The following is a 14,108-nucleotide window of genomic DNA, read 5'->3' on the forward strand; positions in this document are numbered from 1 at the left end:
TCTGTAACAGCTACCCAGCAAAACCGGGTCTTACTGTTACAGATCGAGATATTCCTCTCGACCCATCCTCAACAATCTAAATCTGTAACAGCTAGACCCACTTTTGACCCCTACCTGTTACAGATCGAGACAATAGAAACCATCCCAACAAAACGTCTCGATCTGTAACATCTATCGACCAAAACCGGCCCTAGGCGCTACAGATCGAGACAAACCAAACCGGGCTTCCGAATAATCTTGATCTGTAACAATTAGACGACAAAAATCGCTCCTCGTGTTACAGATTTAGACAAACGGAGGCTGGCGTGCTGGTTTGTCTCGATTTGTAACGGCCAGACGTCCAAATCGGGTCCATCTGTTACAGATCAAGATATTGTTTGAGAAGCTGCGGACCGTACCGAAAACACGATCCCGGAATAACAAAAAAGCTCGTCGGCTAGGCCGACGAGCTGCAAGTTCTTGGTCGCGGGGGCAGGATTTGAACCTACGACCTCCGGGTTACGGATATGGCGGGCCGTCAAACAGCGATTGGACTAAAGCCGGGCCTTCCACAGTGTTTAGTCCTATAAACAGTCCAACATCTTTATTTCTAGTCGTTAGATTGGACTAAAATGACTTTGATTTCGGTATTTAGTCGTATCTTACGACTAAATATCAGCCACGAGACCGTTAGGAGCGATCTTGTACTACAGCGATCACGACGTCCTTGAACTCATCGCCCGTATCGAGAAGCCCTACGAGAGCGAGGTTATCGAGCTCAAGGAAGCGAAAAACGACTTCAGTTTCAAGAACCTCGGGAAGTACTTCTCCGCCCTGAGTAACGAAGCGGTCCTGCGCGGGAAACAAGACGCCTGGCTCATCTTCGGTATGGACAACGACAAGGTCGCATGCGGAACCGCTTACCGAGAAGGAAATCCGGCCAACCTTAGATCCCTTAAAAAGGAGATTGCGGACCGCGCGAACAACCACCTCACCCTGAGAGAGATCCATGAACTCAGGATTGACGGCAAACGCGTCCTCGCGTTTCAAATCCCCGCCGCAACGCCGGGCATGCCAACGGCGTTCAACAATGCGGCATGGGCGCGCGAGGGCGAATCACTCGGGCCACTCCCCATCGATAAGTACGAGCAGATACGCCAAATGCGGAGGCCGGACTGGAGTGCCCTCGAAATCGAAGAAGCAACCTTCGAGGACCTCGACCCCGAAGCCGTGAAGAAAGCGGTGGGGCTCTTTCTCTCCAAGCACCGACGGCATTCCGGGGCGTTCGCGGACATGGATGACCGCACGATTCTCGACATGGCAAACCTAACCAGAAACGGCAAGATCACCCCGACGACACTCATCCTGCTCGGAAGGCCGGAATCCACCCGCTTGCTCGATGGGATGAGCCCGCGCATCACCTGGACTCTCTATGCCTCCAATGGATCGGTAACCTCTTACGAGCACTTCAAACCACCCTTCCTTCTCGCGATTGACCAGGTACTCGGGAAAATCCGCAACGAGAAGTACCGGTTCAACGCAAATGGCGCGAGTCTGTTTCCCTTTGAGGCTGACCAGTACGAACCCGAGATCATCAGAGAGCTCCTGAACAACTGTATCGCCCATCAAGACTATTCCATGCAGGGGCGAATCAACGTCGAGGAATTCGAGGATCACCTCGTTTTCCTAAACGAAGGGTCCTTCATTCCGGAGACAATCGAAAATGCGATGCGGCCGGGTTTTAAGCCAAGCTACTACCGCAACCCCTTCCTTTCCGAGGCGATGGTGCAGATGGACATGATCGACACCATCGCCATGGGAATCCCCAAAGTATTCCAGATGCAGAGAAAGCGATACTTCCCCCTACCCACCTACGACCTTTCGGATCCAACCCGCGTGCGCGTAAGTGTCTACGGTAAGACCATCAATGAGAGCTACAGCAGGCTACTCTATGCTAAGCCGGACCTTCCGATGGACGTCGTCTACCTTTTGGACAAGGTTCAAAAAGGCGAGGAAATCACGAACGAGGAGGCCTCAGAGCTGCATCGACTCAAGCTTATCGAAGGCAGGTACCCCCATATCTCCATCACGAACGCCCTTGCCTCGAAGACGGGACAGGAGGTGTCTTACACGCGCAGCAAAGGCCTCAATGAAGAGGCCTGCAAGGCGCTTGTCATTCAGATGCTCTCAGAAACGGGGCCCGCACCACGCGCGAAAATCACCGCCCTCATCAACGATCTTCTCCCCTCGGGCCTTACCGACGCGCAAAAGGCCAAGAAGGTATCGAACCTTCTAGCGAAAATGAAGAAGGTGGACAAGACCATCGATAGCGACGGAACGGGAAAGACCGCAAGATGGCATGCCCTGTAACATCGTGATAGATCTTACCGTCAGACGCACGGCCCCCAACAGACCGACCGCGATGCGTCCGGGCACCTTACCGGGCGCATCGTCTAGCATCGGAATCCTTGCTCGCGATATCTATCCCCACCAGAATCTGGATACCGCAAGCGTTGTTTTCGATGACATCCCCGCATTTTGTAGTCAGAAAACAGTCGGCTTATAGGACAAAAAGTGTGTCCAATAAGCCCAGTAATTGCCGAAGCGCTTTTAAAGTCCGATCTCCGCGATTATTTTTTTCATCTCGAGGGCCCATCCGAGCTGTTCCTCGATGTACCCCGGCCATGCGTCCTGGTGGCCCTTGATGGGGTGGCCCGCCTTGTAGAAGCGCAGTCCCGAGGCCTTTTTCGCATCGAAGGGTGCCGCCGTCAGCCCGAGGCGCTCCTCGAAGATTCCGCTGTTGGCGATGGCGCGGTGCCCGATCTCCTTGTCGTCGTCCACGTACAGCTCGATACCCGTGCGGCCCTTGTGCGTATCGATGAGCAGGGCGAGATGGTATGCCGAGACCCCCAGGCGAAGCGTCGACCAATGGTCCTTGCTGGGCTTCTGCGGGCTGAACTCCTTGAGGAACTCCGGATGGCCGCCCGCCACCTCGCGGTAGGCCGTCCAGTACGCCAGCTTGACCTTTTCGGTTTCGCTGAGCCCTTCGGAGAGCTTCACGGCCTTGGTCCACTCGTTCGGCTGCTCGACCACGCCGAAGCGCGGGGCGGGCAGGGAGTCCCCGATCTTCCAGAGCTCGACCTCGACCAGGAAGAACCCGAAGTCGCTGTCGGTGTGCTGGTTGAGCCACTCGATGGCCTGGCGGTGCTCGTCGCGGGCGCGCGCCACGACCCAGATGACGACCTCTGCGCCCTTGCCGGCGGCGTACGTGATCACCTTGCCGAGGTGGTCGTGGTTGGTGTCCTCGAGCTGGTTCTCGATGATCACCTTGCGGCCCGTACCGGACTCCTGTGCGTAGATGTCCACGTTGAACGATCCGACCGAGGACTCAGTCTCTATGAGCTCGAGCTCGATTCCGACCGCCATCCCGAGGGTTGCGAGGTTCTGCTCCTCGGCCAGCCACTTGGTGAAGTCGTGGGCCTCATGCGGCCACACCTCGCGCAAGGGGACCTTCTTGATGGTGTCCAGGTTATAGGTCTTCATCCGCCGCTCTCTCGACCGATAATCCAGTGCCGTTGTAGAGCCTCTCGCCGTCAAACGAACGCAGCAGGAGCCCACGACGTTCGTCGACGTCCTTCAGCTCGCACGGATACACGAATAGCAAAATGTTTTGCCGGTACTTGTAGTCAGCGTAGACATCCGGATCGCCCAATCGCGTAGGTATGGACGCGATATCGTCCGCCATACGATCACTTGACCCCACGTATATTCCGAGATAGTCGCTGAAGTTCTTATCGTGGTCATGCCTGCGGTATGTCGCGATGAGATAGCAGCCGGGCATATCGTAGCCGTTGAACGCAGCCTCGGAGGCTTTGCCCTGCTGGCAGATGAACTCGTGCAGGGGCATCACCGTCGACGCGCCTTCAAATATTGATTGCCTCGCGGCATCGATCTTCTTGCGAGCCTCCGCAGCGGCCCTTGAGTCCTGGAACGCCTTCGTGGCATCCCCCAACGCGCCGGCTGCCGCGCCGACGCCTTCCGCCGCAGCACCAAATCCCTTGCCGATGCCGTCGACAACAACACGTGCGCCGTTGGTTGCCCCATCGGCAGCGCTTTTCACGGCCCCATCGACATCGAAACCGAGCTGCTTTGCCCCATCGACAACCCCGGCGGCAGCAGCCAAAACCCCTGCCGCAAGATTCACCGTGTCTTTTACGGTTTTCAAATTGACGGCCATATCGAGCCTTCCCTTCTATTCCGCCTTGCCAAATCGGTTCATGACCTCAAGTAACTCGCCCGTTGTGACGATTTTTGCCTGCGAGTTGCCGTTGAAAACTGCGTCGAGCTTGCTTCGTCCCACATTGTCGCCTATTGCGAGGTACTTCGTGCTCTGCGCGGGTTTGCCATCGGTCGCTTTCATCCCGCATTCCTTAAGTGCGGCAAGGATCTCATCGCGATTGTAGCCCGGAGTAACGCCGGATACCTTCACCTTGAGTCCGACCGGATCGGTGATTTCGCCCGGATCGCCCCTGTGGCCCGCCTCCTCGGCTTTCGCCAAAACCTCTTCGATGGTTTCCTGCGACCCGTTCACCAGTCCCAAGCCCGTGAAAACACGCTTGCGGCCATGATGGGAGGAAGCATTCGGGGCCCAAACGGCAGGCTCGAGCGCACCGAACTCGCCGACCAGCCTATGGAAAATCTCAAGGCACGCCTCGGCGTCGCACATGGCATCGTGGTGGCTATCAAGATGCACTCCGTAATGCTCGCAGAGATCGACAAGCGCTCCCGGCAGACCATTCTGCTTCGCCACCAGCATCGTATCGACCACTTCGATCTCGGGCATTTCGATGTCGTAGGCAGCCAGACTCTTCTTGATGTGGTGGATGTCGGCGCCGTTGGCGTTATGCGCGACCAGGATGTAGTCTCGCAGCAAATCCGCCAGACCGGCATCCTCCCAGAAGTGGACAAAGGTCGGCATGTCGTCCAGTGAGTCCCAATCGATTTCCAGATGAGACCTGCTCCACCAACCAATCTCGCTCTCAGGATTGATCACCCGGCAAACCGGGTCGCCCACGCAGTTTCCCTCAAGATCCGTGAGGATGTAGGCGACCTGGCATATCCTCTGCTGGGGATTCGCCGTCTCGCTGTCCCAGAAGATATATCCCTTTTTCGCCATACGGCTTCCTTTCCCTTAAAACAAACTGTTATCCCATTCGAGTGCCCGGGCTATCGTCCCGACGCGGGAAAAGAACAGCGCGTTGAAGGAGTCGTTCTTGAGATAGTAAATGCAGGCCGCCTCGTACTTGTCGCCCTTCTCCTTGGTCGTTGCCGACCCATTGACGATAGAATCAAGGGCATCGTAGACGGTCTTCATATAGCGACTCCCTTGTTGTTATTCAGACGTCACTATTTTAGCTAAGGACCGCCGGAACTCCTCCCAATTGGAGTTTATCGGTCGATAAGTCAAGCCGACCGGCCCGCGATTATCAATGGTTTATCTGTTTCACATAATAAATTGACTCAGGATTCACCCGCAAGGTAACCCGATAAAGAAAAAGCTCGGAAGCAATTTTGCTTCCGAGCTGCAAGTTCTTGGTCGCGGGGGCAGGATTTGAACCTACGACCTCCGGGTTATGAGCCCGGCGAGCTACCAGACTGCTCCACCCCGCAATGTCTGGGCGCCTCATGTGCGCAAGAAAGAATATTACTCGGGAGTTCGGTGGACGGCAAGGAAACTCTCGTAGAGCATAATTCCTTCATATTTAAAACCCCTCAGCCCATATCACCGTAAACGAATCGCAGCCGAGCGCCGTCGACAGCACGTATACAATGGTGCGCGTCCTTTTATGCCGAAACCGGGAGTAGACATGCTGCTCGCTATCGATATGGGAAACACGCAGACGGCCATGGGCCTGTTTGACGGAGACGAGCTGGTGCAGTCGTGGCGCATGCCCACCGACCGCTCCTATACCGCCGACGAGATCCACGTGCGCCTGATGGGTTTTTTTAAGATGTACGGCCTTTCGCTCGACGCGGTCGATGCTATCGCCTTTGCGGGCGTGGTGCCGCAGCTCTCGCGTGAATGGCATGCCGTGGCCGACCGCATTGCCGCAGACGCCATCGTCATTGGGCCGCAGACGGCCGCCGTGACCAAGCTGCGCGCGGCGCGTCCCCAGGCCGTAGGTGCCGACCGCGTTGCCAACGCCGTTGCGGCCGAGACTTTCTACGGCGCGCCGGCAATCGTGGTGGACTTTGGCACCGCAACCAATATCGACGTCATCGATGAGGACGGTTATTACATTGGCGGAGCGATCGCGCCGGGCATCCGCATCTCCATGGATGCACTTGCCGCCCGCGCCGCCAAGCTCGCCAGCGTGCCGCTCGAGGCGCCCGAGCACGCCATCGGCCGCGATACCGAGGAGTGCATCAAGGTCGGCGCCGTGGTGGGCACCGCCGCTATGGCCGAAGGCCTGGTCGCGCGCATGAAGCGCGAGCTGGGCCGCGAGGATGCCACCGTTATCGCCACGGGAGGCCTCGCCGGCATCGTCGCCGATTCGACCGATGCCTTCGACGTGGTCGATGGACAGCTCACCATTAAGGGTATCTGCGAAATCTACCGCCGCATGCAGGAGCTGGGGCAAGACGGGGACCGGAGCCAAGCGTGAGCATTGTCCTATCCCCTCGGTTTCTCTGACGCACGGACTAGGTGACTCTAGTTCTCCAACCCCTCCGTGAGCCAGATCAAGGGACTACGTTTCATCAAAACAGAAAGGTAGCGGGCCAGATCAACGTACTCTTTGCAGACAATACCGACCGTGAAAAGGTCCCCGCGGAGCTTGACGAACTCTTTAACAATCCCGTCCATGCGCTCTTGGCTCACGGGAGTGTGAAAGCTAACGGGAAACCTCGTCCCTTTGACCGACTTTACATAGTCCTTGACCATAAACTCCGTGAACATGCGGTTGATTACCCCGCATCAGTCCGATGGCCCAGAAAAGCAGAGCGCAAGCTCTCCACGCTCCTCGAACAGTTCCAGATCGAAAAGCCCCACGTCAAGACGCCCCTCAGCACACGCAGACTCATATTCGATGCGCATCGACCCATCTGGAGCTATCTTTTCAAAATAGTCAGCTGGAAAGAGTACGTTGGCAACCCTTGGCATAGCAGCCCCCCTTCGCAAACCTCAACCTCACCTTTCTTGCATGTCCACCGACGGCAGCGCGACGCTTGCCACAAAGAGCGGTACGCCGGTGCGAGACACGAGCGCTGCATAGAAAGGCCTGTCAAGCGTTATCTTGCGCGGCTCTGGCGGGTTCTCCGGCGGAAGGCCCGCGACAGCGACCATCACCGTGTACGCTCCGGCCTCTACGCCGTTCTCATCGACAGCGAACTTCGCGCCATGGACAATCTGCGTTGAAGTCCCCCCTACCCCCACCATAGGTGTAAGCTCCATCGCAGTTGCCGTAGAGACGCCGGCGGCCTTTAGCAGCGAGCAGACGTCCAAGAGCGTCGACTCGCATTCAAAGCGAGGAACCCCCAGGTCGACGGGCTCCCATTCTCCCTCGCCTTGGGACAGACGCTCGAATAGCCCAAGCGCGTCATCAACATGATCATCCTCGCCGCTCGGAAGAACAAAACACACGCCGGCATCGGAGCTGAGCGGCAACAAGAAGGCAACCCTGCCGTTCTCGACGATCACCGCACAATCGCGCTCGCCACGCATAAACGCTGCCTGAACATCGCCGTTCTTTGCATGGAAGGTCTCAACTTTGGTCGATTCGCCATCAAACGGATCCGCCCATGCATCCTTCATGTAAAGCGCGCTCACAAGACAGGCAAGAGCCACTGGTGATAACTCGATGCTTGGCGACAGCAGGCCGTGAGTTTGTTCGGCTATCCAATCGGTCACCCGTTGGCTAACGCGCGGATCGGCCAAGTCATCGATTGACACATGCACGCTGCATTTGTCGCACTCGTGCAGAAACGCCTCCGATGGGCTCGCGGACCTGGAAAGCCAAGCTGCCGTTGCCGAGCTCGCATCATAACCGTCATAGCCCCAGTTCCGCTCCAGCTCGATGCCGAAGGGATCACGCTCGCTAAACATGTCGCCATCGCCCAGGAGCATGTCGAGCTCCCGACATGTGGCGCCCGAGGCACCCTTTCGTACAATCGTCAACAAGCTCGCGACGCACGCAGGCGACCAAACCCCGTTCTTGCCTTGAGCGAGTATTTTCTCGGATAGGGATTTTGCAACCCTCCATGCCTGTGGACACGCCGAATTTGCTTTGTCAGTCATAGTCTGCTCCCATCGTTAGGACATAAACTATTATTTCGCACGGCGCGGACACAAATCTCGCACCGGAAAGGCAGCCCAATGGTTTTCTAAGAGGCTCAAAGCCTTTCTATTCCTCAAAAACGAAAATTTTTCAGTTTTGAGGAACAGGCTCGATGCACGCTACGCCTCGCCGCACAGCCACCTCGCCAGGTCCACGATCTGCACTCCGTCGCGGTCCGTGGCCTCGTGATGCGTGCGGGCGAGAATCATCTTGGGGTACGCGTCGCCAATGCTCAGCAGTGGTGAAATCTCGCGTTCAAATGTCTTATCCGAGCTGATGTCGTCGCTCACCTGAATGTAGAGCTTCTCGCTTCGCTTGATTGCTATAAAGTCAATTTCCTTTTTATAGAGTACGCCGACGTATACCTCATATCCGCGGCGCAGCAGCTCGATGGCCACCATGTTCTCGTACACGCGACCCCAGTCCATATTGCGTGTACCGAGCAGCGCGTATTTGAACGCGTGGTCTGCCAGGTAATACTTCTCGCCGCTCTTAAGGTATTTCTTGCCGCGAATGTCATATCGACGAACTTTATAGAAGGCAAACGCATCGCACAGGTACCCCATGTACGCACCGACCGTCTTGTTCGTAATCTTTAGCCCATCCGCATTTATTGCATCGGTAATGTTGCGTGCCGACGTAATGTTGGAAACGTTGTCCATCATGTAATCGGCAATGCGCAGCAGCGCCGATTCGTTTCTCACGTTATGCCGCCGCACGATATCCCTCACGATGAGCGTCTTAAAGACATTGGAGAGATATTGATAGCGGTGCTCTTGCAGTGGATAAGGGTAAGAGCCGGACATACCGCCGGTTCTCGCGTACTCATCGAAGTCACGGTCGACCTCGCCCTCGTCGCCATAGAGACGATACTCCTCAAACGAGAATAGAAAACCTCGATCTCGAACGTGCGCCCCGTAAAGAGCGTCGACAGATCGCTCGACAGCAAAAAGGCACTCGATCCGGTAATGAAGATGTCATACCGCTCGGATGCGTGAAGGCTGTTGATCGCACGCTCAAAACCGTCGCACATCTGAACCTCATCGATAAGCAGAAAGTTTTGTTTGCCGGGCACCCGATGATCTTTTACATAAGCGAGCAACGCGTGATACTCGAGCAGGTTCTCGAACTCATCGAGGTTGTAGTTGATATGGATGACATTCGAATTAGGCAGATTTGCCTCCACGTAATCGCGGAGGGCCTCGAGCAATTTTGATTTACCGCTGCGGCGGATGCCCGTGATGACCTTGATATCCGGCACGCCAATAAGACTCGTCAACGTGTCCATATATGACGCTCTATTGATGAGTTTCATCGGGGCCTCCTCGCAGTCTTTTATCGCTATTCCTCAAAAACGAAAATTCTTCAGTTTTGAGGAATAGGGCCGCGATGCCACCCTGTAGTCGCGCAAAGACCCTCCCCGGCAGAGGCAGTTCACTCTGCCGGGGAGGGTCTTGTAGTCATCGTTGTCTTTGAGCGCGGGCATCTCGTGTTACAGCCCGCGAATCCGTACGGCCTCGGGCGGAAACTCCTGCTCGCCGGCATCGGTCTTGATGGTCGCGCGACCCCAGATGTCCAGGCCCGCAAACACACCGACCGCAAGCGGCAAGCCGTTGGGCGACACCGCCGCAACCTGGCGGCCCAGCAGCGGCACCATGTCGAAGTACTCGCCCAGCACGGGAGCCAGCGGGCCGGCGGCGCCCTGCGGCGTGTTGGCGACAACCGCCCAGGCGTCCACGCGGGCCAGCACGGCGGTAGTCAGCGCTTCGACCAGCGCTTCATCGGTCACATCCACGCCAAGTTCGCCCAGCGCCGCGCGCTCAATATCCACCGTCACGGCACCGAACATACCCGCAGCACCGGCGCCACCGTTGACGGCGACGCGTGCAAACGACGTCTCAAACGCGGGCGCGCCGTACACGATATCGCTCGGCCACCGAATGCCCACCTTACCGGCAAGACCCAGCCCCGGCGTCGATGCCGTTCCCGCGAGCGCGTCCATCATGCCCATCGCCGCCACAAACGGCAGGCCATGGAAGGCGTGCATATTCACATCCGGGCGCACGACCAGCGAAAATGCCAACGATGTGTCGCCGGCACTCCAGGCGCACCAACCCGCGGGCACACCCTCGCGGCCCGCGTCACGTGCCGCGTCAAGCTCGGTACCGGCGGCTACAGCGTTCATCTCAATCATCTACATACGCCCCAATTCGCCCACGATATGGCCCACGCGATCCTCGGGCTCCTTGACCTCGACGCCGTTGTAGCGGAAGAACCGCGCCGGGTCGTGCATCAGGTCCTCGAGCGGCACCAGCACAAAGTCGCGTTCGCCAATGAGCGGATGCGGCAGGCGCAGCTTTTCGCCGCCGTGGATCTCGCCATCCATCCACAGCAGGTCCAGATCGATGGTGCGTGGGCCGTTGACCTTGGCCTTCTTGGATCGGTCGCGCCCCAGCTCGGCCTCGATCTTCATAAGCTCGTCGAGCAGCACCAGCGGCGCCAGCTCGGTCTTGATCTCGATGACAGCGTTGGCAAACGCGTCCTGGCGCGTCTCGTAGGCCGGCTCGCTCTCGTAGATGCGCGAGCAGTTGGACACACAGGTGAGCGGAATCTCGGCGATCATGTCGCGCGCGGCGCGGATGTTGTCGCAACGATGCCCCAGGTTGGAGCCCACGGCCACAAACGCGCGACGCGGCTGCGGCTTGGCAACAGCCCAGTAGCCGTTCAGGAACTGCGCAAAGCCGGTGACATCGTGCACGCGCACGATGTTGGCACCGGCCTGGATAGCGCCCAGGCACACGCCAAATGTGGCGGCATCGCGCTCGGCGGCCTCGGTCACGCCCGAGACGGCGCCCACAAAGCGCTTGCGCGACACGGCGCACATGAGCGGATAGCCCAGCGACGCCATCTTGGCGGTCTCGCGCTGGATGACGATGTCTTCGTTGGCCGTCTTGCCAAAACCCGGACCCGGATCGATGCAGATACGGTCGCGTGACACGCCGGCGTGGATGAGCGCGCGGGCCTGATCGGACAGAAAGCCCATGACGCGGCGCATGATGGGCGCCGAATCGGGCAGGGTAAAGCGGCGAAGCTGCGAGGTGGGCACATAAGCCTCCTCGCGGCGGGCGCTGCGGCGCATCATGGCGGCCAAGTGATCGCTGGGCTCCGGCGCGGGCTCAGGGGTCGCGGTGGCCTCGGCGGCAGGGGCAGCCTGCTCGGCGGCCGGCGTCTCCTGCTTCTGCTCGCCCGTTGGCTCGGGCGCCGGCTCCGGATCGCCAAACGGCAGCGAGGGCTGCACCACGCCACCCGGCAGTTTGGCCTCCGTCTTGGGCTCGCCCAGCAGCTTGCCACGACGACGGCGGGCGGGCTTCTCGGCCTCGCGCGCGGCCTCGGCAGCCGCCTCGCGCGCCTTCTCGGCAACAAACGCCGCGGCAGAGGTATCGAGCTGCACCGTTGCATGCGTGCGAGCAGGCGCGGCGACCTCGCCGGCGTGCATCACGATGACGCCGCAGGTGCTCGTCGCGACAAACTCGACCATCTTGGGGTCGGTGAAGCCCGTCACGTCGTTGACGATCGAGGCGCCGCAGCGCACGGCCGCCTTGGCAACCGCCACGTGACGTGTGTCGATCGAGACGATGGCGCCCTCTTTGGCCAACGCACGCACAACAGGCAGCACGCGGCGAGCCTCCTCGTCGGGGTTGACCGGGGTAAAACCGGGGCGCGTGGACTCGCCGCCCACGTCGATGATGTCGGCACCGGCATCGAGCATCGCCAGGCCGTACTCGATGGCGGCATCCGGGTCGAAATGCTCCCCGCCGTCGCTAAACGAATCGGGCGTCACGTTGAGGACGCCCATGATGCGCGGACGGTCAAAGCTGAGCTCGTACTTTCCGCACCGCCATGTCTTGCTGTCGTTCGCCATGAACATCCTCCTAAAATGCCCGCGCCGCCACGCTCGGGCGCAGGCGGCGGGGTCGCTTTGCAATCAGTCTTTCTATTGTATCCGCGCACGCGGGCTAGAACGCAAACGCGGCAGCGATGTCGCAAGAAATCAGCAGGTCGGCATTTGCATCCTGATCGGTGGGAGCAAGATTGCATATGACCAGCGTATCGCCGGTAAAGTATCGCGTAAGACCCGCCGCCGGATACACCACGAGCGAGGTCCCGCCCACAATGAGGGCATCGGCCGCGGCAATGGCGGCAACGGCGTCGGTCAGCACATGCTCGTCGAGCGGCTCCTCGTAGAGCACCACATCGGGCTTAATGCGCCCGCCGCACGCGGGGCACACGGGCACACCCGCGGCGTCCTCGTGCCCGCGGGCGCAAATCCACTCGGCGCTATAGACCGCGCCGCACGACTGGCAAATGTTGCGATGGACCGATCCGTGCAGCTCGAACACGCGCTGCGAGCCCGCCATCTGATGCAGGCCGTCGATGTTTTGCGTCACCACGGCATTTAGTTTGCCGGCACGCTCCAGCTCGGCCAGCTTGGTGTGGCAGCGGTTGGGCTTGGCGCCAAGTGAGATCATCTTGGTGCGGTAGAAGTCGAAGAACACGGCCGGATGCGCCTCGTAAAAGCTATGCGAGAGCATGGTCTCGGGAGGGTAGGCAAACTGTTGGTGATATAGGCCGTCCACGCTGCGGAAATCGGGGATGCCACTCGCCGTGGAAACACCGGCGCCGCCAAAGAAGACCACACGCTTGTGGGTACCAAACAGCTCCGCCAGTGCGGCGGAGGCCCGCTTGGGATCCGATATCGCCTGCGTCATATGAGTCCTCCGTCCTTGTTGGTCGGGCAGCGTCGGGCGACATCCCAGCATGCGGTCTTTGAGTCAGCACGCGCGGAGCCCACCACCGCCCCTTTTGCGCTAATCTTAAGCCTGCAAACCCCGTCGAAAGGACACCATGCCTCAGACTTACACTTTCGCCTCGTGGAACGTCAACGGTCTGCGCGCCGTGCTCAAAAAGGACCCGAGCTTTATCCAGATCGCACAGGAGCTCAATGTCGATATCCTGGCGCTGCAAGAGACCAAGCTGCAGGAGGGCCAGGCCGATATCGACCTGCCCGGTTATCACCAAACCTGGAGCTACGCCGAGCGTAAAGGCTATTCGGGCACTGCGGTCTTTAGCCGCCAGGAACCGCTGCGCGTGCTGCGCGCCGATGCGCTGCTGCCTTACGCCGGCGAGGGCGCGGCAGCCGAGCTCGTGGCGCAGGCCGCGACCGAGGGCCGCGTCTGCGCGCTCGAGTTCGACAAGTTTTGGTTTGTGGACGTCTATACGCCCAACGCCCAAAATGAGCTCGCGCGCATCGATGTGCGCATGGCCTGGGACGATGCCTATCGCGGCTTTTTGGCGGGACTCGAGCGCGAGACCGGCAAGCCCGTGGTGACCTGCGGCGACTTTAACGTCGCGCACGAGGAGATCGACCTCAAGAACCCCAAGTCCAACCGCGGCAACGCAGGCTTTTCGGACGAGGAGCGCGGCAAGTTTACCGAGCTGCTCGACGCCGGGTTTACCGATACCTGGCGCGCGGCAAATCCCGACGTCGAGGGCGTCTACAGCTGGTGGAGCTACCGCTTTAATGCCCGCAAGAACAACGCGGGCTGGCGCATCGATTACTTCCTGGTGAGCGACGCCATCGCCGGCAACGTGCGCGACACCGGCATCCGCGGCGACATCTTTGGCAGCGACCACTGCCCCGTCACCCTCACCCTAGAGCTCTAGCCCCAGCCGACCCCTCGGGGACGAAGCAAAACGGATCATGTTCACCTCGCGAGGGAATCCACGCGGCAC

At 59.1% G+C, this 14,108-nt stretch carries 14 protein-coding genes and 1 tRNA gene; 3 read left to right on the forward strand and 12 right to left on the reverse strand.

Annotated features, from left to right (window positions below; genetic code table 11):
- Nucleotides 1-681: 681 nt before the first annotated feature.
- On the forward strand, nucleotides 682-2,349 hold the full coding sequence (locus tag ACTQW0_RS01275) for an RNA-binding domain-containing protein (protein ID WP_427718032.1): 1,668 nt from the start codon (nucleotides 682-684) through the stop codon (nucleotides 2,347-2,349).
- A 240-nt stretch (nucleotides 2,350-2,589) separates the two neighbouring features.
- Here ACTQW0_RS01275 and ACTQW0_RS01280 read toward each other — a convergent pair whose 3' ends face one another.
- From ACTQW0_RS01280 to ACTQW0_RS01300, 5 genes are all read right to left on the reverse strand, one after another.
- Nucleotides 2,590-3,522, reverse strand: a complete 933-nt coding sequence (locus ACTQW0_RS01280; RefSeq protein ID WP_441041498.1) for a DUF4268 domain-containing protein — start codon at nucleotides 3,520-3,522, stop codon at nucleotides 2,590-2,592.
- The gene (locus ACTQW0_RS01285) at nucleotides 3,509-4,216 is read right to left on the reverse strand and encodes a hypothetical protein (protein ID WP_441546891.1); all 708 of its coding nucleotides are present in this window, start codon (nucleotides 4,214-4,216) and stop codon (nucleotides 3,509-3,511) included. The genes ACTQW0_RS01280 and ACTQW0_RS01285 overlap by 14 nt, the downstream gene beginning before the upstream one ends.
- 15 nt (nucleotides 4,217-4,231) lie before the next feature.
- Complete coding sequence (locus ACTQW0_RS01290) at nucleotides 4,232-5,155, reverse strand: exonuclease domain-containing protein (protein WP_441546890.1); 924 nt, start codon at nucleotides 5,153-5,155, stop codon at nucleotides 4,232-4,234.
- A 15-nt stretch (nucleotides 5,156-5,170) separates the two neighbouring features.
- Entirely contained in the window at nucleotides 5,171-5,353 is a 183-nt protein-coding gene (locus ACTQW0_RS01295) for a hypothetical protein (RefSeq protein ID WP_441068278.1), read from the reverse strand.
- Nucleotides 5,354-5,572: 219 nt separating this feature from the next.
- A tRNA-Met gene (locus ACTQW0_RS01300) sits at nucleotides 5,573-5,649 on the reverse strand.
- A 197-nt stretch (nucleotides 5,650-5,846) separates the two neighbouring features.
- Here ACTQW0_RS01300 and ACTQW0_RS01305 point away from each other — a divergent pair.
- Nucleotides 5,847-6,644, forward strand: a complete 798-nt coding sequence (locus ACTQW0_RS01305; protein ID WP_441566563.1) for a type III pantothenate kinase — start codon at nucleotides 5,847-5,849, stop codon at nucleotides 6,642-6,644.
- 47 nt (nucleotides 6,645-6,691) lie between these two features.
- Here the strand turns inward: ACTQW0_RS01305 and ACTQW0_RS01310 are convergent, their stop codons facing one another.
- The 7 genes from ACTQW0_RS01310 to ACTQW0_RS01340 all read right to left on the reverse strand — a co-directional run bounded on the left by ACTQW0_RS01310 (nucleotide 6,692) and on the right by ACTQW0_RS01340 (nucleotide 13,084).
- Nucleotides 6,692-6,922: a hypothetical protein gene (locus ACTQW0_RS01310; RefSeq protein WP_427718019.1), complete on the reverse strand. Its 231-nt coding sequence runs from the start codon at nucleotides 6,920-6,922 to the stop codon at nucleotides 6,692-6,694.
- Nucleotides 6,923-7,168: 246 nt separating this feature from the next.
- On the reverse strand, nucleotides 7,169-8,275 hold the full coding sequence (locus ACTQW0_RS01315; protein ID WP_441566565.1) for a serpin family protein: 1,107 nt from the start codon (nucleotides 8,273-8,275) through the stop codon (nucleotides 7,169-7,171).
- 159 nt (nucleotides 8,276-8,434) lie between these two features.
- On the reverse strand, nucleotides 8,435-9,121 hold the full coding sequence (locus ACTQW0_RS01320) for an ATP-binding protein (RefSeq protein WP_441566567.1): 687 nt from the start codon (nucleotides 9,119-9,121) through the stop codon (nucleotides 8,435-8,437).
- The gene (locus ACTQW0_RS01325) at nucleotides 9,043-9,630 is read right to left on the reverse strand and encodes an ATP-binding protein (protein ID WP_441566569.1); all 588 of its coding nucleotides are present in this window, start codon (nucleotides 9,628-9,630) and stop codon (nucleotides 9,043-9,045) included. Before ACTQW0_RS01325 ends, ACTQW0_RS01320 begins: the two co-directional genes overlap by 79 nt.
- A 177-nt stretch (nucleotides 9,631-9,807) precedes the next feature.
- A complete protein-coding gene (locus tag ACTQW0_RS01330; RefSeq protein ID WP_441566571.1) occupies nucleotides 9,808-10,509 on the reverse strand; it encodes a hypothetical protein in 702 nt (233 codons plus the stop codon).
- Nucleotides 10,510-12,237: a dihydropteroate synthase gene (gene folP, locus ACTQW0_RS01335; RefSeq protein WP_441566573.1), complete on the reverse strand. Its 1,728-nt coding sequence runs from the start codon at nucleotides 12,235-12,237 to the stop codon at nucleotides 10,510-10,512.
- Between the two features lie 94 nt (nucleotides 12,238-12,331).
- Complete coding sequence (locus ACTQW0_RS01340; protein WP_441566575.1) at nucleotides 12,332-13,084, reverse strand: NAD-dependent protein deacylase; 753 nt, start codon at nucleotides 13,082-13,084, stop codon at nucleotides 12,332-12,334.
- A gap of 136 nt (nucleotides 13,085-13,220) precedes the next feature.
- Here ACTQW0_RS01340 and ACTQW0_RS01345 point away from each other — a divergent pair, with 136 nt between their 5' ends.
- Nucleotides 13,221-14,039 (forward strand): exodeoxyribonuclease III, encoded by an 819-nt coding sequence (locus tag ACTQW0_RS01345; protein ID WP_154516667.1) that lies wholly within the window; start codon nucleotides 13,221-13,223, stop codon nucleotides 14,037-14,039.
- The last annotated feature ends 69 nt before the right edge of the window (nucleotides 14,040-14,108 follow it).

The sequence above is a fragment of the Collinsella sp. LCP19S3_B7 genome (assembly GCF_052121795.1).
In the GTDB taxonomy this organism is placed as follows: domain Bacteria; phylum Actinomycetota; class Coriobacteriia; order Coriobacteriales; family Coriobacteriaceae; genus Collinsella.

What these genes read in the sequence shown, in the direction of transcription:
- ACTQW0_RS01315 (WP_441566565.1), bottom strand. Translation starts at nt 8,275, where the DNA reads ATGACTGACAAAGCAAATTCGGCGTGTCCACAGGCATGGAGGGTTGCA.
- ACTQW0_RS01310 (WP_427718019.1), bottom strand. Translation starts at nt 6,922, where the DNA reads ATGGTCAAGGACTATGTAAAGTCGGTCAAAGGGACGAGGTTTCCCGTT.
- ACTQW0_RS01290 (WP_441546890.1), bottom strand. Translation starts at nt 5,155, where the DNA reads ATGGCGAAAAAGGGATATATCTTCTGGGACAGCGAGACGGCGAATCCC.
- folP (WP_441566573.1), bottom strand. Translation starts at nt 12,237, where the DNA reads ATGGCGAACGACAGCAAGACATGGCGGTGCGGAAAGTACGAGCTCAGC.
- ACTQW0_RS01330 (WP_441566571.1), bottom strand. Translation starts at nt 10,509, where the DNA reads ATGATTGAGATGAACGCTGTAGCCGCCGGTACCGAGCTTGACGCGGCA.
- ACTQW0_RS01345 (WP_154516667.1), top strand. Translation starts at nt 13,221, where the DNA reads ATGCCTCAGACTTACACTTTCGCCTCGTGGAACGTCAACGGTCTGCGC.
- ACTQW0_RS01295 (WP_441068278.1), bottom strand. Translation starts at nt 5,353, where the DNA reads ATGAAGACCGTCTACGATGCCCTTGATTCTATCGTCAATGGGTCGGCA.
- ACTQW0_RS01280 (WP_441041498.1), bottom strand. Translation starts at nt 3,522, where the DNA reads ATGAAGACCTATAACCTGGACACCATCAAGAAGGTCCCCTTGCGCGAG.
- ACTQW0_RS01320 (WP_441566567.1), bottom strand. Translation starts at nt 9,121, where the DNA reads ATGTCCGGCTCTTACCCTTATCCACTGCAAGAGCACCGCTATCAATAT.
- ACTQW0_RS01325 (WP_441566569.1), bottom strand. Translation starts at nt 9,630, where the DNA reads ATGAAACTCATCAATAGAGCGTCATATATGGACACGTTGACGAGTCTT.
- ACTQW0_RS01285 (WP_441546891.1), bottom strand. Translation starts at nt 4,216, where the DNA reads ATGGCCGTCAATTTGAAAACCGTAAAAGACACGGTGAATCTTGCGGCA.
- ACTQW0_RS01340 (WP_441566575.1), bottom strand. Translation starts at nt 13,084, where the DNA reads ATGACGCAGGCGATATCGGATCCCAAGCGGGCCTCCGCCGCACTGGCG.
- ACTQW0_RS01305 (WP_441566563.1), top strand. Translation starts at nt 5,847, where the DNA reads ATGCTGCTCGCTATCGATATGGGAAACACGCAGACGGCCATGGGCCTG.